This window comes from Citrobacter sp. UYEF32 (assembly GCF_040546205.1).
Lineage (GTDB): Bacteria > Pseudomonadota > Gammaproteobacteria > Enterobacterales > Enterobacteriaceae > Phytobacter > Phytobacter diazotrophicus.
In genome coordinates this window covers 598,796-622,103 of sequence record NZ_JBEPNI010000002.1, presented here as the reverse complement: position 1 = coordinate 622,103, position 23,308 = coordinate 598,796, and the positions used below count along the sequence as shown (strand labels likewise).

General features: G+C 54.9%; 22 protein-coding genes. 1 reads left to right on the top strand and 21 read right to left on the bottom strand.

The features are described 5' to 3' along the window. Window positions 1-6: 6 nt before the first annotated feature. The 16 genes from ABIB59_RS07345 to ABIB59_RS07270 all read right to left on the bottom strand — a co-directional run bounded on the left by ABIB59_RS07345 (window position 7) and on the right by ABIB59_RS07270 (window position 18,138). On the bottom strand, window positions 7-2,265 hold the full coding sequence (locus ABIB59_RS07345) for a type VI secretion system Vgr family protein (protein ID WP_317078448.1): 2,259 nt from the start codon (window positions 2,263-2,265) through the stop codon (window positions 7-9). A gap of 211 nt (window positions 2,266-2,476) precedes the next feature. Further along, a complete protein-coding gene (locus tag ABIB59_RS07340) occupies window positions 2,477-2,704 on the bottom strand; it encodes an Imm74 family immunity protein (RefSeq protein ID WP_354034738.1) in 228 nt (75 codons plus the stop codon). A gap of 94 nt (window positions 2,705-2,798) precedes the next feature. Beyond that, entirely contained in the window at window positions 2,799-3,206 is a 408-nt protein-coding gene (locus ABIB59_RS07335) for a DcrB-related protein (RefSeq protein ID WP_072039746.1), read from the bottom strand. A 66-nt stretch (window positions 3,207-3,272) separates the two neighbouring features. Next, complete coding sequence (locus ABIB59_RS07330) at window positions 3,273-4,784, bottom strand: serine/threonine protein kinase (protein ID WP_071195234.1); 1,512 nt, start codon at window positions 4,782-4,784, stop codon at window positions 3,273-3,275. A gap of 26 nt (window positions 4,785-4,810) precedes the next feature. Then, on the bottom strand, window positions 4,811-7,423 hold the full coding sequence (gene tssH / locus ABIB59_RS07325; RefSeq protein WP_354034736.1) for a type VI secretion system ATPase TssH: 2,613 nt from the start codon (window positions 7,421-7,423) through the stop codon (window positions 4,811-4,813). A gap of 48 nt (window positions 7,424-7,471) precedes the next feature. After that, entirely contained in the window at window positions 7,472-8,515 is a 1,044-nt protein-coding gene (tssG, locus tag ABIB59_RS07320; RefSeq protein WP_039079474.1) for a type VI secretion system baseplate subunit TssG, read from the bottom strand. Then, a complete protein-coding gene (gene tssF / locus ABIB59_RS07315; protein ID WP_039079475.1) occupies window positions 8,512-10,383 on the bottom strand; it encodes a type VI secretion system baseplate subunit TssF in 1,872 nt (623 codons plus the stop codon). Before tssF ends, tssG begins: the two co-directional genes overlap by 4 nt. Before the next feature lie 2 nt (window positions 10,384-10,385). After that, window positions 10,386-10,952, bottom strand: a complete 567-nt coding sequence (gene tssE / locus ABIB59_RS07310) for a type VI secretion system baseplate subunit TssE (protein ID WP_071195232.1) — start codon at window positions 10,950-10,952, stop codon at window positions 10,386-10,388. Continuing rightward, window positions 10,945-11,757, bottom strand: a complete 813-nt coding sequence (locus tag ABIB59_RS07305; RefSeq protein ID WP_039079477.1) for a type VI secretion system accessory protein TagJ — start codon at window positions 11,755-11,757, stop codon at window positions 10,945-10,947. Before ABIB59_RS07305 ends, tssE begins: the two co-directional genes overlap by 8 nt. A 181-nt stretch (window positions 11,758-11,938) precedes the next feature. Further along, window positions 11,939-12,934, bottom strand: coding sequence for a hypothetical protein (locus ABIB59_RS07300; protein ID WP_354034734.1), 996 nt, complete (start codon window positions 12,932-12,934; stop codon window positions 11,939-11,941). 21 nt (window positions 12,935-12,955) lie between these two features. Beyond that, window positions 12,956-13,750 carry a PP2C family protein-serine/threonine phosphatase gene (locus tag ABIB59_RS07295; protein WP_039079479.1) on the bottom strand — a complete coding sequence of 265 codons (795 nt, stop codon included), beginning with the start codon at window positions 13,748-13,750 and terminating at the stop codon, window positions 12,956-12,958. Next, a complete protein-coding gene (gene tagH, locus ABIB59_RS07290) occupies window positions 13,747-15,531 on the bottom strand; it encodes a type VI secretion system-associated FHA domain protein TagH (RefSeq protein ID WP_039079480.1) in 1,785 nt (594 codons plus the stop codon). The genes ABIB59_RS07295 and tagH overlap by 4 nt, the downstream gene beginning before the upstream one ends. Before the next feature lie 95 nt (window positions 15,532-15,626). Continuing rightward, window positions 15,627-16,307 (bottom strand): hypothetical protein, encoded by a 681-nt coding sequence (locus ABIB59_RS07285; protein ID WP_169039550.1) that lies wholly within the window; start codon window positions 16,305-16,307, stop codon window positions 15,627-15,629. A gap of 13 nt (window positions 16,308-16,320) precedes the next feature. After that, window positions 16,321-16,767: a DUF5675 family protein gene (locus ABIB59_RS07280; protein ID WP_169039551.1), complete on the bottom strand. Its 447-nt coding sequence runs from the start codon at window positions 16,765-16,767 to the stop codon at window positions 16,321-16,323. Window positions 16,768-16,819: 52 nt separating this feature from the next. After that, a complete protein-coding gene (locus ABIB59_RS07275) occupies window positions 16,820-17,302 on the bottom strand; it encodes an Hcp family type VI secretion system effector (RefSeq protein WP_039079483.1) in 483 nt (160 codons plus the stop codon). A 407-nt stretch (window positions 17,303-17,709) separates the two neighbouring features. After that, window positions 17,710-18,138: a Rap1a/Tai family immunity protein gene (locus ABIB59_RS07270; protein ID WP_178107406.1), complete on the bottom strand. Its 429-nt coding sequence runs from the start codon at window positions 18,136-18,138 to the stop codon at window positions 17,710-17,712. A 292-nt stretch (window positions 18,139-18,430) separates the two neighbouring features. Between ABIB59_RS07270 and ABIB59_RS07265 the strand changes: the two genes are divergently transcribed. Beyond that, entirely contained in the window at window positions 18,431-18,652 is a 222-nt protein-coding gene (locus ABIB59_RS07265; protein ID WP_039079485.1) for a hypothetical protein, read from the top strand. Between the two features lie 65 nt (window positions 18,653-18,717). Here the strand turns inward: ABIB59_RS07265 and ABIB59_RS07260 are convergent, their stop codons facing one another. From ABIB59_RS07260 to tagF, 5 genes are all read right to left on the bottom strand, one after another. Continuing rightward, window positions 18,718-19,380: an Ssp6 family T6SS pore-forming effector gene (locus ABIB59_RS07260; RefSeq protein ID WP_052249280.1), complete on the bottom strand. Its 663-nt coding sequence runs from the start codon at window positions 19,378-19,380 to the stop codon at window positions 18,718-18,720. Between the two features lie 94 nt (window positions 19,381-19,474). Next, window positions 19,475-20,974: a type VI secretion system contractile sheath large subunit gene (gene tssC, locus ABIB59_RS07255; RefSeq protein ID WP_039079486.1), complete on the bottom strand. Its 1,500-nt coding sequence runs from the start codon at window positions 20,972-20,974 to the stop codon at window positions 19,475-19,477. 3 nt (window positions 20,975-20,977) lie between these two features. Continuing rightward, window positions 20,978-21,502 carry a type VI secretion system contractile sheath small subunit gene (gene tssB, locus ABIB59_RS07250; RefSeq protein WP_039079487.1) on the bottom strand — a complete coding sequence of 175 codons (525 nt, stop codon included), beginning with the start codon at window positions 21,500-21,502 and terminating at the stop codon, window positions 20,978-20,980. Window positions 21,503-21,564: 62 nt separating this feature from the next. After that, complete coding sequence (gene tssA / locus ABIB59_RS07245) at window positions 21,565-22,575, bottom strand: type VI secretion system protein TssA (protein WP_110294789.1); 1,011 nt, start codon at window positions 22,573-22,575, stop codon at window positions 21,565-21,567. A gap of 12 nt (window positions 22,576-22,587) precedes the next feature. Continuing rightward, on the bottom strand, window positions 22,588-23,295 hold the full coding sequence (gene tagF, locus ABIB59_RS07240) for a type VI secretion system-associated protein TagF (RefSeq protein ID WP_039079489.1): 708 nt from the start codon (window positions 23,293-23,295) through the stop codon (window positions 22,588-22,590). Window positions 23,296-23,308 lie beyond the last annotated feature (13 nt).

The following is a 23,308-nucleotide window of genomic DNA, read 5'->3' as shown; positions in this document are numbered from 1 at the left end:
CCGATCTTAAACAAACATGGTTAATAATTTGGAACTCCAGTGTAACGCACCTGATGTAACCAATGCTTTTATTTGTGTAACCTCCATCGGAGAGTTTTTACTTTCAAATGTTTTGTGACTAAAAGAAATAACGTTGCGACTTACTGCTGTATGGGTCCAACCAACAGAAGCGGTTTTAATATCCATTGCAAACCCAGTCAAGCTTTCCGATGCACCAGTGACGCTCGCACTATTTCCTGTTAGCGTTTCTTTAAAGCCGGCTATCGTATAAGACGACTTTGGTGCATCAAGATTAATATTAGTCGCACTTTTTAACGTAATATCATGTGGGCTAGTAATGGTAATCGTACCAGAATTAACGTTCTGCTCCCAATTACCGGAGTTCACATTGATGATCACCCCACCGGTAATGGTCTCCGTTTGCCCTCCCTGAATAACCGTTTCAAGGCCATTATCAATTCGCTGCATGAATTTCCCTGTCACATGCTGCAATTCATCACCAGTAATCTCAGTGGTACGTCCACCTTTCACCGTTACTGCATCACCGCCGCTGGTGATATCAAGTTTGCGCCCTTTCTGTATTGTCGTGGTCTCACCACCATTAAACGTACTGGTCACAGCGTTGGTCACTGTTGTATTCCAGATATCCTGATACGTAAGGCTTACAGCCCCTGTAACAGTGTCCGTCTGTGTCTTTTTGATCGTCGTCGTCCGGTTACCGTCGATATTGACCGTTTGATCATTCTCGACCGACACCATCATGTCTTTCTCGGAATGCATCTGCACCGATTCATTACCCGGACTGTCTTCAAAAAACAGGAAGCTGGCATTATCGACGCTGCCATCTTTACTACGGGTCATAAAGCCCATCCGGGTGGCATCACCAGGCAGGTCCCACGGCGGCATACTGGCTTCGTTATAAACACGCCCGGTGATAATCGGCCTGTCGGGGTCACCGTTAATAAAGTCAACCACCACTTCATCACCAACACGCGGGATCTGCACACCGCCAAAACCTTGCCCTGCCCAGGCGCTGGAAACACGCACCCAGCAAGAGCTGGTATCGTCGCCTTTTGCCTGCCTGTCCCAGTGAAACTTCACTTTCACTCGGCCATAGCGATCGGTCCAGATACTTTCTCCCTGCGGACCGACGACTTTCGCGGTCTGTGGCCCATAGGTACGCGGCCAGGCCGTTTTTTGCGCCGGACGGTATGTGACCGAAGAAGGAATGACGGTGAAATCAATGCGGTGCATTGTTTGCGAGCTCCCGCCGCTGGCGTAGGCATTCTCTTCCAGCCAGTAGTTAGCTTCGGTGGTCAGGTATTCCGCGTTATCGCTGAAAAAGGGGGCGTTATAGAGAGTAAAAGTATGCCCAGGGGTGATGCCCAGCGCGGTGGCGCTGCCCTGTATCTGCTGGTGCTCAACCTGCCAGCGTTCCTGATGAATGCGGGCATAAAATTCACCGTGTCCATGATCAACAAAGCGCCCCGGCCAGTCATAAACGTTAATGCTGCCGGGCTCCGGCGAATTTGGATTCTGGCGCGCCTGAAACAGCCAGGCATTCGGCTTACGGAAATCATAATCGTCCAGGCTGTAGATCCCCGGCGTCACGCTGTCCGTTAACGCCCACTGGCTGATCCCCTCTTCGTCGGTACTGCCGCCGGACGGTGTCACGTGATAAGGAATGGTTTCGTAACCGGCAAACGGCTGATGCTGGCTGGCGGCATCGGTCAGCACCATGACGTGGCGCCCGGATTCGTGGCGGAAGAAGTAGCTGATACCCTCCAGTTCCATCAGGCGGCTGATAAAGTCGAAGCTGCTCTCCTGATACTGTACGCAGTAATCCCAGACGCGGTAACTCTCGCTCAGCTTGTCTTCAACGTTAACCTTGCTTTCAGAAAGTAGCGTTTTGACGATTTGCGGTACCGTCTGCCCCTGGAAAATACGCAGGTTACGGTCGCGCTGCATTGGCCATAAGTCGGATTCAACACTGAGCTGATAGACCGCGTAGCGAGTGCCGGACAGTTCCACGGCGCTCACCGCCACACGGGTCACTTTGCCGTTAAAGTAGCGCGGCGATGTCATATCCTGCGTCGGGACAGTCACAGTGACGGATTTGCCCAGCAACTGGCTGCGGTCTATGCGCGCATCGGTGCCCAGCAACGTCAGGCCAAGTGCATAAGGTTCTGACAGCGCTTCACGCCCTGACAGTTTCCAGAACAATAGCCCGTCTACGGGGAGCTGTACGGTAATACGATTGAGCATAAGGTTAATTCCGTTACAAAAATCATGAAGAACCAGGTGCAATCATTAAATTATCGTGCCCGAACGACAAATATAATCAACCAGCAGTCAGTGAGGATATTACAAAAACGGGCAATGGCGTCCGTTTTATCTATTCATTGATATCGAGGAAGGGTGCCAGCCATTTCTTTTCAGAAAATTCCTGGCAATATGCAGTTTAGCGAAACAGCAATTAAACGAAACGGATCACCCTATGTGAACCTGCTGTTTTTGCCATCGCCTCATCGATATACTTCTTTTTTATTTCATCCGTGAGCGGTGTTTTTTCTTGCGGCGGTTCAAACTGCTGCATGCTTTTCATCACAGCGTAAAAACCGCCGATAACCCTCTCACCTTGTGCTTTAATTTTCCAGCCATCAATATCCAAAATAATATAAGCGCTCGTGCCGGTAATTTTCATTATCAGGTTACTTTGCCGTTCAAATATTCTGGCTAAGCCACACCCCGTGTTCCCCTGCTTTAGCGCAAAAAAGCACGGTAAAGTGCAGCATGATCTACTTCCCACGATGAAACTTAATACTCTGAATAATTTCCTGATATTGCTGCTGATGACGTTCGTTAAATTCCCCCGGACAGGTCGCCACATAGCTCACCAGTTTTTTTCCGGCTGGCGCTGCGTCCAGTAAAATAATGGTCTGACGCTGGAAGATAACGCGATTATCATTTTTGAACTGATAGAAAAGCTCAACGGCCGGGTAGCCATCAACCGTCAACATTTGCGTCGACTCAAGATAAAAATCGGTCAGCGTATCTTTTAGTTCGCGAAGCGTTCTGGCGGCGACAGCATGTACTTTATCGTCGGCATTTGCACTGGCGCGAGACACGACAAACGTAAATTCATTGCCACCATCAACAGTGTGTGTAAATGCATTCATAGTTCGGTCTTTGGCTGTATAGGGCATTGCCACATTTATTTTTATGCAACCGATAGACTGCCGGAGCGATATTGCGCACCGGCAGCGAAGAGATTACGGTTGCGGATTTACCAGCCAGGTACCGGCACTGGTGATATTTAACGTCTGGTGACGGGTCTGACCGTTACCCTGCAACACCAGCGCATACTGGCCCGGTTGCAGTTTCAGGGTCGCGAAACCATTGCTGGCCGGTGTTATCGACTGCGATTCCCCGTTGAGGGTCAGTTTTTCTCCCTCATTCATGCGCACATAGACCTGTGCAATCGCCGCAGGCGGCGTGGTTGCAGCGGGTTTATCCGCCGCCACAGGTGCGGTTTGTGCCGGAGCAGTCGGCGCCGTATCACGTGCTGGCGCTGCGGTGGTGGACGTAGCTGCTGGCGGCGTCGAAACCGGCGCACTGTTTTGCGCAGGCGGAGCGGCCGGTGTGGCTGGCGCGACGGGGGTATCGGCAGGACCGGTGCTTGCCGTCTGATTCGCATTCTCCTGCGGCGCATTGCCCTGATGGAACAGCACGCCGCCGGCGATCAGGCCAACCAGCACCCCGGCCGCCACCAGGCCTGGCACTTTGTAACGCCGCCAGTCCAGGACGCCAGGTTTGGTTTCAACCTCTTCAATGGGAACCAGCATGGTGCCCGGCTTTTTCACGTTCAGCACATCGTCGAGTCCGGCGACCGGCATTTCGATCAGCGCCGCAAATTCATCGATAGTTTGCGGACGGTCTTCCATTTTCAGCGCCAGCGCCTTGTCCACCGCCTGTAACAAGGACGGGGAGTAACCGGGCAGATGGCGATGGGCCAGCGGCTGATAACCATCCTGAATGCTGCGCACCACACTCACCGGCGGCGGTGAGCCCACGATCAGCGTATGGAGTACGGCACCCAGAGCGTAGATATCTGTCCACGGTCCCTGCTCGCTTTCATTATCGTCAGTGTATTGCTCAATCGGCGCATAGCCTGGGCGCAGCATGGTTTCGGTCTCGTCGGAGACCGAGCCAATACTGCGGCGGGCAGAGCCGAAATCCAGCAGGACGGGCAGGCCGTTATCCTGTATCTGGATGTTATCCAGCGAGATATCGCGGTGCAGATAGCCTTCGTCGTGGATGGTTTTAATTGCCCCAAGCAGCATCGGCAGCGTGCGGCGGATCCACGCTTCGTTGATCATCTGCGGGTTCTTTTCGCGCAAACGGGAGAGCGTAGTGCCGCTGTAAAAGACCGTCCCCATATAGGCGGTGTCGTTTTGCACCCAGAAACGCAACACGTGTAGCAGGTTCGGGTGATTAAAACGCGCCAGCAGACGCGCTTCCTGAATAAAGCTGTTCAGTCCGGCGGAAAAGGCCTTACCAAAGCGCTCGCTACGCAACACCAGCGTCATGTCGTCATTGCGTACCGCAAGCGTTGAGGGCATGAACTCTTTAATGGCTATAGTGCGTTCGAGCTGATGATCCCAGGCACGGTAGACAATGCCGAAACCGCCACCGCCAATCACCTCTTTGATTTCGAACTCATTAAAGCGGTATCCCGTCGGCAGTGCGTTCGGTACAGTCCGGTTGTTTTCGTGATCCGTCATAATGGAAAACTCTCTTGATAATGGCATTACGCCGCAAACTGACAGTGAAACTCGCCCTGTGCAAAGGTAACGTGTAAACGTCGGTACTTCTCGTCGCGCGCGCTGGCGTCAAGCAAAAGCTGACTCATTTGAGGCAACAGCGTATTGGTCAGAATCGCATCGACCATTCGGCCGCCCGATTCCACCTCCGTACAGCGCTGGACGATTTGCGTGATGACGCTTTCATCCACCTCAGAGACAATGCCATGGTTCTCCTCAAGACGACGCTGAATGCGCTTGATTTGCAGACGCACGATCAACGCGAGCATCGCTTCGCTTAAGGGGTAATACGGCACCACCAGCAGACGGCCCAATAGCGCAGGGGGAAAAACTTTAAGTAACGGAGGACGCAGCGCATCACGCAGCGCATCGGGATCCGGCAACAGTTCCGGGTCGGCGCACATACCGCTGATCAGTTCAGTCCCCACATTCGACGTCAGGATAATAATAGTGTTACGGAAATCGATATGTCGCCCTTCGCCATCTTCCATCCAGCCTTTATCAAATACCTGGAAGAAGATTTCATGGACATCCGGGTGCGCTTTTTCGATTTCATCAAGCAGCACCACGCTATACGGACGACGGCGCACCGCTTCGGTTAGCACGCCCCCTTCACCGTAACCCACATAGCCCGGAGGCGCGCCTTTCAGGGTGGAGACGGTATGCGCCTCCTGGAATTCACTCATATTAATGGTGATGACATTCTGTTCACCACCGTAAAGCGACTCCGCCAGCGCCAGAGCGGTTTCGGTTTTCCCGACACCAGAGGGACCGCACAACATAAACACGCCAACCGGTTTATTCGGATCATCCAGCCGCGCGCGGGAGGTGCGCACCCGGCGGGCTATGGCCTCCAGACCGTGGCGTTGACCAATGACCCGCTCATTGAGGGTATCCGCCAGTTTCAGTACCGCATCGATTTCATTTTTCACCATCCGGCCCAGCGGGATGCCGGTCCAGTCGGAGACCACCGCCGCAACGATATTGGCATCAACAGCGGCAAACAACAGCGGCGCATCCCCCTGAACCTCGCGCAGCGCCTGCTGCTGCTGTTCCAGTTCATTGCGCAGCGCCGGGTGTTCCTCCTCCGCCGCCTGGCTGAGCGCACGACGCAGGCGGATAATTTCATCCACGTGCCCCTGCTCCTGCTGCCAGCGCCGGATCAGGGCATCACGCATCTCACCAAGACGCTCGCGTTCGGCCTGTAGCGTTGCCACGCGGCTTTCGTCACCGGCCGCCATTCGCGCCTCGCGCCCGGCGATCTCTATCTCCACATCCAGCCCGGCAATGCGGTGCAGGCAATCTTCCAGTTGCGGCGGCGGCGCGCTGAGGCTCACCGCGACACGCGCACAGGCGGTATCGAGCAGCGCCACGGCTTTATCGGGCAACTGGCGCGCCGGAATATAACGATGGGAGAGCTTAACCGCCGCGACCACCGCTTCATCTAACAGCAGCACCCGATGGTGTGTTTCCAGCGCTGAGACGGTGCTGCGCAGCATCAGTACCGCTTTTTCTTCATCCGGCTCGGCCACTTGTACCGTCTGGAAGCGACGGGTCAGCGCCGGGTCTTTTTCGATGTATTTTTTGTACTCAGCCCAGGTCGTTGCGCCAATGGTACGCAACTGGCCGCGCGCCAGCGCCGGTTTGAGCAGGTTAGCGGCATCGCCCGTTCCTTGCTGACCACCCGCGCCAATCAGGGTGTGGATCTCATCAATAAACAGTATGATCGGCACCGGGCTGGACTGCACTTCGTTGATCAAAGCCTGCAGACGGGCCTCAAACTCCCCTTTCATGCTCGCGCCGGCCTGCAACATGCCGATATCCAGCAACCACAACTGCACATCACGCAGCGGTTCCGGCACATCGCCTGCGGCAATGCGCAGCGCCAGCCCTTCCACCACCGCCGTTTTACCAACCCCGGCTTCACCGGTGAGCAGCGGGTTGTTCTGGCGGCGGCGCATCAGGATATCCACCATCTGGCGGATCTCCTCATCACGCCCGACCACCGGGTCGATTTTGCCGTCACGCGCCCGTGCGGTGAGATCCTGCCCGTACTGCGCCAGGCTCCCCTGACGTGCGGGTGCGGCGGCTGCGTTTTCCGGCACAGCAACAGACTGCGCGGCTTCTTTGCTGTCGGCAAATATGGCGTCAAAATCATCGAGCAACGCGTCAACGCGCACCCGTTCAAACTGCGACGAGATACCTTTTAAGACCGTTGCCAGGCTCCAGGTTTTTAATAAGCCAATCAGCAGGTGGCCGCCGCGAATGCGGTTGACGCCAAATTTCAGCGAACCGTAGACCCAGGCGCGTTCGACCGCGTTATCAATATGCTCAGACAGATCGGAGACGGAGCTTGCACCGCGCGGCAGACTATCCAGCGCGTGGACGATATCCTTCGTTAAGGCTTCCTCGCTCAATGAAAAATGACGAATCACCTGCTGAAGATCGCCCTGGTCTTGTTGCATTAACGCATGCAGCCAGTGAACCAGTTCCACATACGGATTACCGCGCAGTTTGCAAAAGGCGGTGGCGCTTTCCAGCGAGGAAAATAACAGCGTATCCAGTTTGCCGAAGAGCACGGCACGGCTAATTTCTGACATGATCGATTCCGTGAATGTAAGAGATAACGCCTGGGAGACGGTGAGGGATCACCGCTCCGGACTGAAAACCAAATCACCGCGAGCAAGCGGCTGCGGCTGCATACCCAGCCAGGCGCTGTAGCCCAGGCGCCCTGAACCGCCCAACGCCGCGCCGTTCACATCCTGACTCTGTAACAACACGCGCAGGGACCATTGATACTCAATGCCGAGATACTGACGAACCCAGTCGCGAAGCCGGGTTACCCAGGCCTCTCCGGGCAGAAAATGGCGGTAGGTTTCAGCATCCAGCGGCCCCAGCTCGATGCGAAAGTTATGGGCGACATCGCGTACCGCCGCCCCCAGAAAGGCCGATTCCCCCAGACGCGGCGCACGACGCCCGCCCTGTAACCGCGCCCTTTCTCGCTCACCCAGAGGCATCCATTGTGGAACATTCGCCACCACCTTCACCGGCACGTTGAAGTAGGCACGCAGGATCTTCTCCAGCCCTTCCGGGTCACGGCCATTTCGCGTTAAATGTCCGGCCAGGGCGAAACGGGCATGCGGGCTAAGAGACCCCTTTTCCAGTTGCCCCGGCTGCCCCATGCCGATAAGCGAAGCGATATACCGCTCGAAGCGTTTGTTGTCCGGGCGATCCAGTGAAACCGTCGGTTGCGCATCGGCCCAGGCGCGATAAAACAACAGCGTCAGGCGGTGATGAAACAGGTCGGCAAACGCCGTCAGGCTCTCATCCTGATGGTGATCCAGCCGCTCGCGCGCATACTCTGTCAGGTGCAGCGGCAGTGGCCCGTTCGGCCCGAACAGACCAAAACTTAAAATCGACACATCATACAGAGATGACTGATCGCGCTGACGCACCTCTGCCAGGGTCGAAGGGGCAAAACCGAGCGACGGTTTCTGACCAATACGCAGAGGTTCAAAGCGCGGCAGCGGCGCGCGCCCCAGCGGATAACGCTCGCCGCCCTGGGCATCAACACGGCGCAACAGGGTGAACAGATCGTAACGCCAGGGCGCCGCCATCACGTTCTGCCAGAACGACGGCGGCATGGCGGTTGCCCGCGTCACGGGCGAAAGACGGGTCAGCGTTTCGCTCATATCAGCGCCCTTTTGCCCATCCGAGGTGGCCAGTAGCCCACCTCGCCGCGCTGCTGGCTGTAGAGCGTGAACTCGGTAAAGCTGTTCATCGCCACCAGCCGGGCAAAGACACGCTCCAGTACGCTACCGAACAGCCACGGGCTAAAACCGGAAAACGCCTGTTCGTCCACCGTCAGCGAGATACTCACGCCACGGGCAAAGACAATCGGCCCCGGCTCCGGTACCCGGCGGTGTACCGGCTGCAACACGCATTTGCGCACGCCGTCAATCTGTCTGGCCACCGGAGCTTCCGCCAGCCGGGTGTAGAGGCCCAGCAATTGGCGAAGCGCCGCCGCCCCTTGCCCTTCTTCGCCGTCCATCAGGCTCAGGTAATTCATCTGTAGCTGGCTCACCAGTTGCCAGGTACTGAACCCTTCCGCCAGCGCCGGACGCGGCGGCGTTGGCCCTTTGCGCAGATGCGGATTTTTAACCGGCAGTGAGTCCGGCAGCACAAATTTGCCCATCTCCTGCTGGAGCATCAGCGGCAGGTCGCGACTGGTACAGAGCACTTCGGCGGTGATGTAACGCAGATCATCGCGCCAGGGCGCGTGCTGTTCATCCACCAGCGAGGCAAATACCTCCGAGCCGATATACCCGGTACGCGTACCGTAGCGCTGGGCATGTTCGGACAGGCCGCGCTGTTCGCGGCGCAGTGAAAAGTAGGCGCCGTAGTTGCCGTTATCCTGGCTCTGGCTGCGCCAGAACGGACGAAACTCTTGATCATCACGTTGCCCGTCAACGCTGGCATGAATACGGGTAACGGCGTAAATCTCGTAATCCATCGGACGAATGTTATCGACCACCAGATGGTATTCGTGCTGGCTGTCGCTCAGTTTTTGCCGTTCCGCCACTTTGGCGAACAGGTTCACTACCGGGGTACAGTGCAGCGCCAGATGGTTTTTATCCACCACGCGCTCAAGCTGATCATCGGCTTTATCCAGCAGGATGATGATGTCAAAGGTGGTGGCATCACCGCTCTGCGCCAGCAGTGGACGCAGCCCTTTCAGGCTGAAAAAGAGGAAGCGCGACGGAAAAGCAAAATACTCTTGTAGCAGACGGTAACCGTCAAAGTTACGCAAGTCGTCCGGCAACAGTGCCTGATCGGACTCGAACCCTTCCTGGCGTAGTGCGTCTTCCGGCAGAACCAGCGGCGCGGTTGAGGTACCGGGAATCAGCGCCAGCGCCCCGACCTGATGCGCCATCAGCAGCTCCAGCAGTTGCAATGCCTGCATATCCGGGCCGCTTAAAAAGAACTCCACGCGGTCAAAATCAAGGTGTGAGAGTTTCACCGGACCGTCACAGCGCAGCCGGATCCGCAGTGCGCTGACCGCCCCGCTCTGGCCGAGGCCGATACGCAGCAGCGGCAGGTCGGCGGGTACGCCGCCCAGTTCGACGGCGCTAATGCTCAGCGGCAGTAACGTCACATCATGTGCGGTGGTGTAACTGCAGGTGACGCCATTTTTCTTGAGCGTCTGGCTGTCCATCATGGTGCCGCGCGGCACCACAAAGCCTTTACTTAAATCGCCTTTTGCCGGGTCAGGCTGCAGTTCGGCAATCGCCATTGACGGGGTGGGCGCAAGGTAGTTTGGCGCGATCATCTCCAGCAGACGCTGAGAGAACCGGGGAAATTCGGCGTCCATCTTGAGCTGCACGCGGGAGGTCAGAAAGGCGAACCCTTCCATCAGACGCTCGACATACGGGTCGGCGACGTCCATGCCCTGCATTCCCAGCCGCCCCGCTACTTTCGGATAGCGGCCCGCAAACTCCTGACCCATTTCCCGCAGCCAGGCCAGTTCGCGGTTGTAATACTCGAGTAATTTACTCTCCACGCTTACCCCACATCTTTTAACTCGAAATGGCCATTTTCCAGGTCGACATCGGTGCGAAACAAAAAGGATAACGGATACGGCACGCACCACAGGCGGCCTTTGATTTCAATCGATAAGACGTTATGCAGATCCAGCGACTTTGTATCGGAGATGCAGCGCACCATCAGCCCCTGAGGCAAAATACGCGGTTCGAAATGCAAAATCGCGTCGGTAAGCTTGCGCTGGATATCCTGCCATTCAATGTCGGACATGCGCTGACCGGCCAGTGGCGCCACGCCAAAATTGGCGACCGAGCGGCGCACGTGACTCAATTTTGAGAGATCGTTTTGCGCCTCGTTATTGATGGTGTTGAACAGCCACTGCAGGTCACGCAGTACGTGGCGACGCAGCGCATTGTGCGAGACCAGATTGCTGTTGAGCGGCTCCTGCTTTTTGTCCGGCGCGTCATCGGTCAGGCGGTCCAGCAATGACGGCTGCATTTTGTCGCGCGCCCCCGGCGACTCTTTGCCGGTTCTGGCGCGCCAGCCGCTACGCAGCAGATCGCGGTCGTCCTGAGGCTGACTACTCATGCGCATCGCCTTTGGCAAAACGCAGGCTGGCTAAATCGAGCAGTGGAAATTCCGCCGTATCGTTAAGCCACACTTTTTGGCCGCGCCCCAGGTAATGGGGCTCCTCGCCCGGCAGCGGCTGCCACTCGGTGGTACGTGAGAGCAAGAAGCGGTCTTCAACCTGATTGTCCAGCGGATAGCGCGCCGGGATCTGGCACACCTGCTCGCTACCGTCATGCAGACGAATGCGGGTGTGTCGCCAGACCAGATCGATGACACTCGCCGGGGCTTGAAACTCCATCTCTTCAATCGCGCTGAACGGCAGCCAGAAGTAGCGTCCGTTGACGATGGCCTCGCAGACCGGGCCAAAGCGGCAGTCGCCATCCATCAGCCAGTCGAAGCTGTGGGTGGTGCCATCCTGTAAGGTCAGTTCGCCGGGAATGGCCTCGGCCTGTTCCAGCGCCCCAATGCGATGTGAGCAGGCTTCGGTAGCGGAAAGATCGAGGGCGGCAACCATTGCCGCCAGCCACGGCCATTGTTTGTCCGGCATCGCAGGACGCGCCCGTCCGGCCATCACTTCTGCGCGCTGACGTTCACCATTGATGGTCTGTTCAAGCAGGGTGATGGTCGGCTGCGCCTGTGGCGTCAGCGCCAGCCAGCTTTTGAGCTGTGCCAGGGCGCGTGGCCAGTTGCCCTCAAGGCAGAGCATTTGCGTAAAGGCCGCACGCAGGTCGGCATCGGTGGGCTGCGTGCGAATGCGGTTTTCCAGTTGCCCCAGACTCTCCCGGAGGGATTCTCCCGCGAGTTGTTGCTCTAGTGTGTTCATCACCGCTCCTCTGTGTAAAACGAATGAAATTGTGTTTTTTTGCGCTCAGCGCATACCTTCGTACCGTAGCCCCGGTAAGTATCGCGCCACCGGGGGCCGTCCCGGATGGCGGCACAAGCGCCTTATCCGGGCTATGCGGTCAGGTGCTCGCTCGGTCCCCTCTTGAGGGTAAGGGAGAAAACTAGTGCACAGCCTTATACGTACCGACCGCCGGGTCGCGCAGTTGCGGACGCAGGGAGTCAATCAGCAAAATGTTGAGGGTCGTACCGGGAGCGAACCACGGGGTCCAGACCTTACGCACCTCGTCAAGCCGTGCCTGCAGCCGGGCCTGATCGTTGACCAGCTCGCGAGAAACTTCGACGGCGACGGTGCCGTTCGCCTGCCAGCCGCTCAGAGAAGGCACATAAGGCAGGATCATCCAGCTCTGCCCGAGACTGCCTTCGCTGGCCACCATTCGCTCGTTGTTCACTGTGGTTATCAACAGACGGTCGGCGTCCGCACTCTCACTCAGACCGCTTACCGGGAAACCGTGGACAAAGGTCATGGTGGTTTTACGCTCAATGCCGTTGGTGATTTGGCTAACATCACTGCGACCATTGAGCCAGCCGCCCTTCTCACATTTACCGTCGTCTTTGGCCGGGATAAACAGCGCCGGGCTGCTGCTATCACCCTGCCAGAATGTCCGCAGATGGCAGCCATCCTGGAGAGTAAACTCCTGCCACGGCGTGCGGTTCGCCGCCGGGGAGTTATCTTCCGGGCGTCCTTCCGGCAGTTGTAAGCCACTGGCGGTATTGGTCGCAGGCGGCGTACTTGTCGCCGCAGCCGCCGGAGTGACAACCGGCGCCCAGCCTTTCGCTTTGCTTGCGGTCCCCTGAGCCAGCGTGTTGTTTTGCGCATCGGTCAATTTCCAGCGCACCAGCGCCAGCGTGCCGCACTGGTTTTCGAGCAGCGCGCCCAGACGCGGCATAAAACTGTCGAGCACGGTGACTTTTTTATCGCCATTCGCCACGATACGCAGCGGTAATTCCCGCGCACACCAGCTTTTCGGCGAGTTATCCGCGATGTCGTCGATCCAGATATCCAGTTTTTGTGTAGGAGACTGCACGATACGGTAGTTTTCAGCCTGAGCGCCAAAACAGACCGCGAACAGCGCCAGCCCCGGAAGCCAAAGTTTCATAAAATTCCTTGTAAGCCTGTATCAATCACGAAGAGGGAAAAACTGCGACGCTTGCGCCAGCGAGTGCAGAAGCGTGGTGTCCTGTGGAGCACCGACCCATACCGCTACGGCGCTGTAATTGTCCTGCTGATCATGACTTTCCACGTTGGTGCGCAGCAGTATCTGATTCATTAATGTCAGCCATTCATGGGGGGTATTGACCATATGCAGGGACTGTTTCATCTGCTCTTCGCTCACCCCGTGCCAGAAACCGTCGGTACAGAGCAAAAACACATCGCCATCTTCAATCGGTACCACATCGCTGTAGCTGGCTTCGCGCTCATCGTCACCCAGCCCTAACGCGAAATAGAGCAAGTTGCTGTTAATACCCTCGGTCTGGTGTCCGGCGTCTTTCATCTGCTGTACCAGGCTGTGATCGGTGGTGACGTGGTACAGCCACCCGCGGCGAAACAGGTAAAGTCGGCTGTCTCCCGCATGTACCCAGTAGGCAAGATGGTAATCACGGTCAATAAACAGACTCACCATGGTGGTGCCCATACGCTGAAACTGCTCAGCCGCTTTTTGTTCGGTGCGAATGGCGTTGTTGGCTTCGTTGATATACTCGCGAATGTATTGCGCATTCAGATGCTGGTCGCCATCGAAGCGGGTGATGATGGCATTGCGGGCGAGCTCGGCCGCCACATCGCCGCCGGGAAGCCCGGCAATACCGTCGCATACCACGAAACATGCGGCGCGCTCGCCAATGCTTTCACCGGTTTGATCCTGGTTACTCGCACGCGCGCCCTGTCGGGACATTGAGGCGGTGCTGATATTCATTGTTGTTCTTCCGATGCGCTTTGTGAATCTTTGTACTGGTTTACTTCCATGTCGTAGGCATGCAGGAACGCCTCGCCAAACAGCGTGTGGAAGTCGTCATCGATTTCACCAGCCGTTTCAGCGTAAGAACGCACAAAATAGTCCCACAGCGCCGCTTTGCGATTGGAGAGCATGCCAAGACGCGCAGTGGCGCCGTCGCGTTTGGCGTCCTCTTCCAGCAGTTCCGGGTTAAAGGATTGCAGCATGGCGGCGATAATGGCGCGAATGCCGGAGATCATCCCTAACTGGTGGGCCTGTAAGTCGATCAACGCATCGCGCACCGACTTTTTCGGCGGCATAAAGCCGGGCATACGGGTACCGAACATCTGCATCAACACGGTTTTGCCGGAAGGCAGCAATTTAAACGGGTTGTTGGCGTCATCAAGCACCATCGTCATGTCCGCTTTTACCCCACGTTTAAGGATTGAGCGTGATGACAACAGCGCCACTGTCCCTTGCGAAAACATGCTCAACATCTGTCCGAGCTGACGCATGTTTTCCCGATCAAACTGCGGCGTGGGCTGCATATCACTGAGCCCCATCCCTTCCAGCAGCGCATCCAGCAGTTCGCCTTTAAGGACATCACCGCTGCTCTCACCGCTGCTGGTCGTTGCAGATTGCGCGCTTTCGCTCTGTACCGGGTCAATACGCAAGCGGCCTTTTGGCGTCTGGGCGGCGGCACGCTGTACGGTTTGCGGCGTGGGTAACGTGATGGGGACATATTCCGGCATCTCGCTGTTGGCTTCCGGCGCCACGGGTTCCGGCGCAACAAACAGCGGCTGCACATCCTCTGGCTCGGTGTGCGGCACGATATCGTCATGCGGCACCACCGGTTCAGGCTGCGGCGGGACAGGTGCCTGCCAGGACGGTTCCGCTTTCTTCGGCTCAGACGGGGCAACATCATCTACATGACTTAGCGGCACGGCGCCACTGAGTAGCCCCAGCGGGTCGTCATCTCGTGCCTGCTGCGTGCTCGCCCCGGCACCGCCAAAGAGAGCTAACGGATCCAGTTCATCCGGCGCGGGTGCGTCCTGTTTAGCCGTGGGTTCTACGGGCGGCACCAGCGTTGACGGCGTGACATCGGCGAAAATGCTGTCGTTTTTGAACAGCGGTTCGTCGTTAAACAGTTTGTCCGTGTCGATGGTACGCGGCGCGGCAGCGGATTCGTTTTTACTCAATAAGGCCAGCGGGTCTTCCGGGTTGCGTTCCGGCTCTTTCGGCGCGGCAAACGGATTGAGCGCCTGGGGCTCTGGTTTCGCACGGTTACTGGAGATGCTGTCGGAGATGGAAAACTCCTGCATCAGACTGTCCCAGATCTCCGTTGGCACGGCGGTGGTGGCGTTCTCTTTTTTCTCCACCGGGGCCGGATCGGGCGTAAGTCCTGCCTGCACATTCGCCGCCATACGGCTGACTGGCTGGGTGTCCAGGATCAAATCGGTCACTTCAATGCGGTATTCGTCAATATCCAGGATATCGCCATCCTGCAGTTCAACCTGGCGGCCCCGCTCCAGCGGAATGTCGTTGAGTACGACTCGGGTCACATTGCCACGGTTAGTAATGCGGCATTCACCGTTCCCGGCGATATGTACGATCGCCTGCAGGCGCGAAATGGCGCGCTCATTGTCCGGCAGCACCAGGTTATTGTCCGTTCCGCGTCCAATGGTGCCTCCCGGCGGATAGAAATCGCAGCGGCTTTGCGGAGGTTGATGGCCGGGTTTATTGGTAACTATTGTGAATCGCATAGCGTATTCCTGCTGGAGTTATTAGCGTTCCGAAAAGGGTCAGTTCTGATAACGCTGGTGCTGGAAAATAAAAATGCCAGTGAAGCCTCAGTGGCTTAATTAATGGGTTGTAAATCATTAAGTTTAATATATCCCCGCGCTTCGCCCAGCAGACCGGGTTTATTTTCATCACGTACCGCAACCTGAATCCAGTTAGCGTTGATTGTTTTTATTTTTACCAGTGGCGTTCCGGGAGTGACAGGCTGTAAATCTTTCGCCCCGTCATCGGGTTGTTGCTTGAAGTGCTTATTCTCTACCCCTGATTTTAGGGTATAGGTCATCATCCAGGGGAAGGCTTCACAACCCGCGTTTTTTTCAATTATATTGGTATCAACAGCGTTTTTAACCGCAGGTGTGAAATGCTTCAACTCGCCAGTAAAGTAACGATGATCGCACTCTGTTGATCCGGTAAGTTTATCGACCGTAACAGCACCAGCACGCTCAATGTGCCCCTCTTTCCAGGTCAAAAACTCAGATGGAAGATGGGGAAAGTAACGCTTGAGTTGCTCAGGTTCAGCGTCTTTTTTGTCAACATTAAGGTTGATGACCTTCTCGACATTGTCGCCATCTTTAGTGACGAAATAACGGTATTTCAGTTCTGGCGTATTTCGCTGACCATCGTCGCTCCATACGGGCAGCCAGTAGACCTGAAGAATACCCTGGTGCAGGGTCTGTTCTGCGGCGGTGGAGAGTGAAGCAAAAAACAACGTGCTGATAACAATAAATGTCTTGAGCATGACCCATCCCTTTCTAATTACTGCAATTTACATAACATGATGTAATCGTTACTGTAAAATTCTCAATACCTTCTTGCGTCAGGAAATTTTTCAGCTCATTCAATTTCGTTACGCTGTTGCCGACAAAGTTATCACCTTTTGATGCGCCAATAAGCAGGCAGCCATCTGTGTTGTCAGGGTAATTCCCATTATGAATTAAGATATAACGTGAGACTGGAACGGATGAGTTATAAAGCAAAGGAACAGGATTATGTGATTGCACAGTGGGAATATTACTATTATGCCACTGCAATCTATAAGATCCTTCCGGAATCCTTTTTCTTAGCCCGGATTCCGTCGTATCAGGTCCGGGGCGTTCAAGAATATAACCATTTATCGTACTGCCGGAAATATCATACGTACTGATCGTTGAACTGTCAGTTTGCCAGAGACGCTTTATGGAGATGAGATAATTTGCCATACACTCCCCTTAACGCTTTCAGCGATCCCTTTCGGGATCGCTGCAAAAGACCTTACGCTTCTTTGTTTTCTTTGATATTCCAGCCGGCACTGGTTTCAGCGCCTTTACCGCCAGAAGAAGACTGCTCCCAGTACTGCTGTTTCACTTTCGCAGCCTGGAATGCGTAAGTTACGCCAACGGTGTCGCCATTATCCGCACCGGTGTACTGCACGGAAGTTACTAACACTTCTTCCAGCGTAATGCGCGCATATTCAACCTGCTGACCGCCCGCTTTGCAGACAGAAAGCTCTACTTTGGTTAAGTGCTTGCCGCTGGCGCAGTGTTTCAGGATTGCCGTTGTGGATTTGTCAATTAATGCGTTTACATGCAGGTCATTGAAATTAACTTTACCGGCACCACCGCCGCCGCCGACGCTCATATTCCCTGGCTGTGAAGCGCCCCAGGAAAAAGAAGTAATATCAGTCCAGCCGGTGTGGTTAGAATCTTTCGACTCACCCGTAACGCCATCGACCTTCAGAAACATATCAATAGCCATAATATTTACTCTTCGTTAATGATGATTATTGCTTTCGAAAAAGCGTGTATATACCAGTCATCGCTGATGGTATAGAACTAATGGGTAAATATGGGGCCAGCTAAAACCGTCCATATTTTACCTCTCCCTCATATCCGCCATCATGACCCTGACGGATATGCTTTGCACCCTCTGAACAACAAGGGTCGCGAAGATTAACGCTGTGAATTGTCTAATAAAATAATTCTAAAAATAGATTATATTGTGTTCCCGAAACCCGTTTTCCGGGTAGCCTGAGAATAGTTTAATTTACATATCATTATTGTGATGGGCAGTTCCAGATATATCACTACATATATCGCTACGCGGGCTTTCTTTACGCCGCGCCAAAGAATAATAATGCTGTTTTAACGTTTTATAAAACAAGCTCATTTTTCCTTCTCTTTTTTGCAGGGAAAAACGTCAGATAGTGATTCAACAATAAGGGTTGATGCCCGGGTTTTACGCTCCTGCGGTGTTAAATTCGCAAAACGGGAAAAGAGATTTTCATGGGCTGAGGAGGGAAGTAGCCGTTGATAACTGCACCAGGTTTTTCCTTCCGTCGCATCCATCACGCCAAGAAAATACATTTCAGCCTTGATCCGCTCCCGTTCGTTGGTTTTCGAGAACCAGGCTTGCGCAAAACGCTCACTGCTCATATTGACGTCAAACCCTGTCAATAACCCGGTATCTCGCAGAAAATTCGCGGTGTCATCCTGGGGTAGCGGCTCTGCTCGCGGGTATTCATAGGTCTCAGCGTTTGCCAGTCCCGTCGCGAAACAACACAGCAGGCTAAGTGCGATGTAACGTTTTTTCATATCCAGCTCCCTGTTCCCGGATGCGGCAAACACCACCGAACCTGTTCCTTACGTAGCCCCGGTAAGCGCAGCGCAACCGGGGGAAATATGACCGTCGTCCTTAAAAAACATATCAATAACCATACTGTCTGTTTTTCGTTAATGATGATTATTGTTTTTGAAAAGTACTTCTATGGCAACAGCATCGCATGAGTCCGAATAACACTTTTCATATTGTACACTGGTTTTTACTACATCGAATGACATGCTATTATTCTTTCACTCCCTGCCCTTTCAAATTTAAGGATTGAAAATGAAAAAATTCCTCGCGCTGACTGCAATGTTTATTTTACTGCTTGCCGGAGTGTATACCCTTGTGGATATCATTCAATCGCTCTGGTTAGTTCTTAAATATGAATCGCTCAATCCCTACTCCACCGGCGCATTAACAGGAAAAGTGCTGTTTCTCCTGGTTGTCTGCGGTTTGTTTTTTCTTGTTCGCAGGATTTATAAGAATAAACTCACTCATCGTTAAGGGCCAACCACCCTGTTCCTGCGGTGCCTGAGGCATAAGGATGAAAATACCGTTTGCTGTATTCTTCACGCCTTTGGCGCCCTGGCAACAAAATGGTCAATGATCTGCTCGGTGAACATTCTGTTGGTACTGAGATAATTAATCGCCTCAATCCACGGTTCCAGTACGTCCTCTACCATAAAATAAAGCAAATCCAGATCGCCCGCCTCGCGCAAGGCATAGTAAATAGATTCATTAAGCTCTTTTAGATCCCGTGAGCTATAAATGGACCGTGAAATCATGGCCCCGACACCCAGCACACCGGTTATTTTGGCAGAAAGTAAAAAGCGCGGGATGATGTATGTGCCGAACCAGGAGGCCAGTTCACTGGCAAAAACCGTTTTAAAGGCCAACTTACCTAATTGAGAGCCAGCCACTTTTAGCATTATTTTTTCCAACTGCTCGTGATTTAAGCCGTGGACATAGCGATTGATGACAATATAGATAAGTTGCCAGAAGTCTTTGGACGTCACCCCACGTTTCGTTAGCTCGCCCAGGCGAATGCGCTCCCTCTCATTGAGGCCACTGTTCTCGGTATCAAACATGTCCTTTGCCAGGGTCCACATATCCTGTGGTAAAGAGACAAAGCTATCGATGGCCGCCTGCAAGACGATATCCGCTGCGCTTTGCTTCTCGGGATTTAAAATCTTTAACATCCCCTCCGCTATCTGAACGGGTGAACCAGACATAATGGTGTGCTCCTTGCTAACCAATGGATGAAACAGTATGTATGATGCACGGTGCCGCAGGCATGTTCACGGCCAGCCTGCGGCGTCTCCGCTCTTATGCCTCTTTGGTTTTCAGCGACGGCAGTTTTGATACCAGACGCAGTGAGACAGTCAGTCCTTCCAGTTGATAATGCGGACGCAGGAAGAATTTCGCGGTGTAGTAACCGGGGTTATCTTCAATCTCCTGCACCTGCACTTCGGCGGCGGCCAGCGGTTTGCGCGCTTTGGTCTCCTGAGAGGAGTTTGCCGGGTCGCCATCGACATAGTTCATTACCCAGTCGTTCAGCCAGCGCTCCATTTCATCACGCTCGCGGAAAGAGCCGATTTTGTCGCGCACAATACACTTGAGATAGTGCGCAAAACGGCAGCAGGCGAAGAGGTACGGCAAACGGGAGGCCAGACGCGCGTTTGCGGTCGCATCGGCGTCATGGTATTCCGTCGGTTTTTGCAGCGACTGGGCACCGATAAAGGCGGCAAAGTCAGAGTTTTTGCGGTGAATCAGCGGCATAAAGCCATTTTTCGCCAGCTCGGCTTCACGACGGTCGCTGATGGCGATTTCAGTCGGGCACTTCATGTCCACGCCGCCGTCATCGCTCGGGAAGGTGTGGCATGGCAGGTTTTCCACCGCCCCGCCGGATTCGACACCGCGAATCGAAGTACACCAGCCATACTCTTTGAAGGAGCGGTTGATGTTCGTCGCCATCGCATACGCCGCGTTCGCCCAGGAGTAGTTGCTGTGGTTAGCGCCATCGGTCTCTTCTTCAAAGTCGAAGCTATCAACCGGGTTAGTGCGAATACCGTACGGCAGGCGTGACAGGAAGCGCGGCATCACCAGCCCCAGGTAGCGGGAGTCTTCCGATTCACGCAGCGAACGCCAGGCGGCGTACTCGGTGTTCTGGAAAATTTTGGTCAGGTCGCGCGGGTTCGCCAGCTCCTGCCAGGATTCCATCTGCATCACACTCGGTGCGGTACCGGTAATAAACGGACAGTGCGCCGCCGCGCCGATACGCGCCATCTCGCCCAGCAGTTCCACATCCTGCGGACTGTGATCGAAATAGTAGTCGCCAACCAGGCAGCCAAAGGGTTCGCCACCGAACTGACCGTACTCTTCTTCGTAGATTTTTTTGAAGATAGGGCTCTGGTCCCAGCCGACACCTTTGTAGCGTTTCAGAACGCGGCCCAGTTCCGGTTTCGAAATGCTCATAAAGCGGATTTTCAGCATTTCGTCGGTTTCAGTGTTGTTGACCAGATAGCTCAGCCCACGCCAGGCGCTTTCCAGTTTCTGAAACTCTTCGTGGTGAATGATCTCATTGACCTGTTGAGAGAGTTTTTCATCAATCCCGGCAATCAGATTCTGAATCGTGCGATAAGTGTCCGAGGAGAAGGTGACGGTGTTAGCCAGCGCCTGCTGGGCCAGCGTCTGTACCGCAGACTCGACCGCAGAACGCGCCTGTTCCGTTTTCGGGCGAAACTCTTTGCTGAGCAGCGCGCTAAACTCGTCCTGGCTGAATGTTTCGCCCTGCGGCAAGTCTTGCTGTTGGGTTACATTGCTCATGATTTACTCCTCTTTACCTGACGTGCTATCGCGGTTGTCCGGCATCTGGCTCAGCGATTTCAGCAGTGTCGGATCTTTCAGGATTTTAGCAATCAACTCTTCCGCGCCGTTTTTACCGTCCATATAGGTCAGCAGGTTGGAGAGCTGAGTACGGGCTTCGAGCAGGGAATTCAGCGGCTCGACTTTGCGTGCCACCGCATCCGGCAGGAAATCTTCCATGCTGTCGAAGGTCAGATCGACGTTCAATTTGCCCTCCCCGGTCAGCGTGTTGTCCACCTGGAAAGCCACGCGCGGTTTCAGCGCTTTCATGCGTTCATCGAAGTTGTCGATATCGATATCAAGGAACTTACGTTCGTCAACAGAAGGCAGATTCTCAACCGGTTTACCCACCAGGTCGGCCATCACCCCCATCACAAACGGAAGCTGAATTTTGCGCTCCGCGCCATACACTTCCACGTCGTATTCAATCTGAACGCGTGGCGCGCGGTTACGCGCGATAAATTTTTGTCCACTGTTACTCGTTGCCATGATGTTCTCCATCGAAGATGCGCGGTGACGCTATCGGGATTGTTTCACCCTGTCGTCAAAGGTTATGGGTGACGCCCAAATATGTTTTCCAGTTGCTGCACGCCATCCGGCGCCAGATCGCGAACGATCGCCATAAAATCCAGTTCGATCAGCCGCTGTACGCGGTCAATCATCAGCGGGGCGGGATGGCTTGGCTCATGCTGAGCAAAATAGAGCTTCACTTTTTCCAGCATCAGTTGCGCATCGGCGCGACTGTTAAGCTGCACGCTCCGCCAGTCCGTATGATTGACAGGCGCTGCGGCGGGTGTCGTCGCCGACGCCTGAGGAATTGAAGTTGACGCTGTCTCGTCGGGCTGCGCCTCGTCGCCTGCGCGACCTGCGCGGTTAATCAAGGTTGCGGTCTTAATGAGTTGTTCCATTTCCGGCGCACCACTCTCCCCAAGACGTTCCACCAGCCAGCTACGGATGGTGAGCAACCGCCCTTCGATTTGCATCATGACGCTGGTGGCCTCTTTTCCGGCGCGGGCCAGTTCGTCAACCAGCCGTACGCGTCCGCCCGGAAAATTGGGGCACTCTGTTTTGCTGCCGTCCAGTAGCGCCTGAGCGTCGCGGACTGTCAGCTCATCGCCATTGCTACGCAGTAAAATCGACTGGCGCAGCGTGGCGGTGAGTGTGGATTTATCACTGAGTTCTGCCAGCGCGTTAATACGGTAAAACGGATCTTCTTCACCGTTTTCTGTCAACGCGGGCCACAGATCATCCCAATAGAGGGCCAGTGCCTGGCCAATAAGTGAAAGCCCGTCTGCATACCCTTCCAGACCACGGCGACGCGTCCAGGCATGGGTCAGCGCCAGCATGACGCGCAGATCTTTAGTGCGTGACAGCAGCGCGGTGGCCAGCTTTTCAACACGCGTCCAGTCTGCTGGCTCTGCGGGAATAATGGTGTCACCAAATTGCTGTTCCGCTTTGCCCTGGCTTGCCTGTTCCAGCGCCTGAAACTCAGCGTCATACTCCAGGTTTTCACCACAGGGCTGCGTCGGGCTGATGGGTTCAAGTAAGGTTTCAAGAGTCATACACAGATTCGCTTAATCAAACATCGGAGGATAAAGACCATGGCGCCCCGGTCGTGCACCGCCTGCCGGATCGAACAGCATGGTAAAAAGCTGCCCGGTAAAATTGCCGCTGTGCACATGCGTATAGAGCGGATAGCCATCGCTACGGTTGGTCCACCAGAAACTGGTCTGGCGCAGCGGGTCAAAACATTCCGCGGCCTGACGCCAGCTCAACGTCGGCGCCGCGTCGCCTTCGTAACCGATAACATCGAGGATTTCCGAGCGGTTTTCTTCTACCACGGGCTGCGGCGTGGGAATCGACAGCAGCGCCTGATCAAGTTGTTCTGCGGAGTAACTGTTGCGGATCGCATGCAGCAGGGTTCGCCCCAGTTGCTCATACCAGTCCCCCGACTGCGCCAGTTGGCGTGGAGACCACTCCAGCGGGTTTATCGCCAGCAGTGCGCACAGCGGATATTGCCGCCCGACGCTGTCGCGACCGGGTAACAGACAGCCCATCTGCACCTGCTGACCACCTAACATTGGCGGCACGACAAAATTCCATATCGGCGCATTGCCGAATTGCCTGTCCGCCGCACGCTCTTGCTCTTTTTGCCAGTTCAGTAGCCCCACCTGAAACCAGTGGGACCATTGACGCTGGAGCGCGTCCGGGAAACGTCGCTGTAAGAAGTCGCCGGCACTGGGCAATTTTCCATACCAGCTAATTGCACTCGTCGTAGTCATTCGACTTTCCTTG

Excerpts from the sequence above, each read along its gene's own strand:
- ABIB59_RS07345 (WP_317078448.1), bottom strand. The coding sequence starts at position 2,265 with ATGCTCAATCGTATTACCGTACAGCTCCCCGTAGACGGGCTATTGTTC.
- ABIB59_RS07335 (WP_072039746.1), bottom strand. The coding sequence starts at position 3,206 with ATGCCCTATACAGCCAAAGACCGAACTATGAATGCATTTACACACACT.
- ABIB59_RS07285 (WP_169039550.1), bottom strand. The coding sequence starts at position 16,307 with ATGCTCAAGACATTTATTGTTATCAGCACGTTGTTTTTTGCTTCACTC.
- ABIB59_RS07275 (WP_039079483.1), bottom strand. The coding sequence starts at position 17,302 with ATGGCTATTGATATGTTTCTGAAGGTCGATGGCGTTACGGGTGAGTCG.
- tssA (WP_110294789.1), bottom strand. The coding sequence starts at position 22,575 with ATGACTCTTGAAACCTTACTTGAACCCATCAGCCCGACGCAGCCCTGT.
- ABIB59_RS07330 (WP_071195234.1), bottom strand. The coding sequence starts at position 4,784 with ATGACGGATCACGAAAACAACCGGACTGTACCGAACGCACTGCCGACG.
- ABIB59_RS07300 (WP_354034734.1), bottom strand. The coding sequence starts at position 12,934 with ATGAAACTTTGGCTTCCGGGGCTGGCGCTGTTCGCGGTCTGTTTTGGC.
- tssB (WP_039079487.1), bottom strand. The coding sequence starts at position 21,502 with ATGGCAACGAGTAACAGTGGACAAAAATTTATCGCGCGTAACCGCGCG.
- ABIB59_RS07260 (WP_052249280.1), bottom strand. The coding sequence starts at position 19,380 with ATGTCTGGTTCACCCGTTCAGATAGCGGAGGGGATGTTAAAGATTTTA.
- tssG (WP_039079474.1), bottom strand. The coding sequence starts at position 8,515 with ATGAGCGAAACGCTGACCCGTCTTTCGCCCGTGACGCGGGCAACCGCC.
- ABIB59_RS07280 (WP_169039551.1), bottom strand. The coding sequence starts at position 16,767 with ATGGCAAATTATCTCATCTCCATAAAGCGTCTCTGGCAAACTGACAGT.
- ABIB59_RS07340 (WP_354034738.1), bottom strand. The coding sequence starts at position 2,704 with ATGAAAATTACCGGCACGAGCGCTTATATTATTTTGGATATTGATGGC.
- ABIB59_RS07305 (WP_039079477.1), bottom strand. The coding sequence starts at position 11,757 with ATGAACACACTAGAGCAACAACTCGCGGGAGAATCCCTCCGGGAGAGT.
- tssH (WP_354034736.1), bottom strand. The coding sequence starts at position 7,423 with ATGTCAGAAATTAGCCGTGCCGTGCTCTTCGGCAAACTGGATACGCTG.
- tagH (WP_039079480.1), bottom strand. The coding sequence starts at position 15,531 with ATGCGATTCACAATAGTTACCAATAAACCCGGCCATCAACCTCCGCAA.
- tssE (WP_071195232.1), bottom strand. The coding sequence starts at position 10,952 with ATGAGTAGTCAGCCTCAGGACGACCGCGATCTGCTGCGTAGCGGCTGG.
- ABIB59_RS07265 (WP_039079485.1), top strand. The coding sequence starts at position 18,431 with ATGAAAAAATTCCTCGCGCTGACTGCAATGTTTATTTTACTGCTTGCC.
- tssC (WP_039079486.1), bottom strand. The coding sequence starts at position 20,974 with ATGAGCAATGTAACCCAACAGCAAGACTTGCCGCAGGGCGAAACATTC.
- ABIB59_RS07295 (WP_039079479.1), bottom strand. The coding sequence starts at position 13,750 with ATGAATATCAGCACCGCCTCAATGTCCCGACAGGGCGCGCGTGCGAGT.
- ABIB59_RS07270 (WP_178107406.1), bottom strand. The coding sequence starts at position 18,138 with ATGAAAAAACGTTACATCGCACTTAGCCTGCTGTGTTGTTTCGCGACG.
- tagF (WP_039079489.1), bottom strand. The coding sequence starts at position 23,295 with ATGACTACGACGAGTGCAATTAGCTGGTATGGAAAATTGCCCAGTGCC.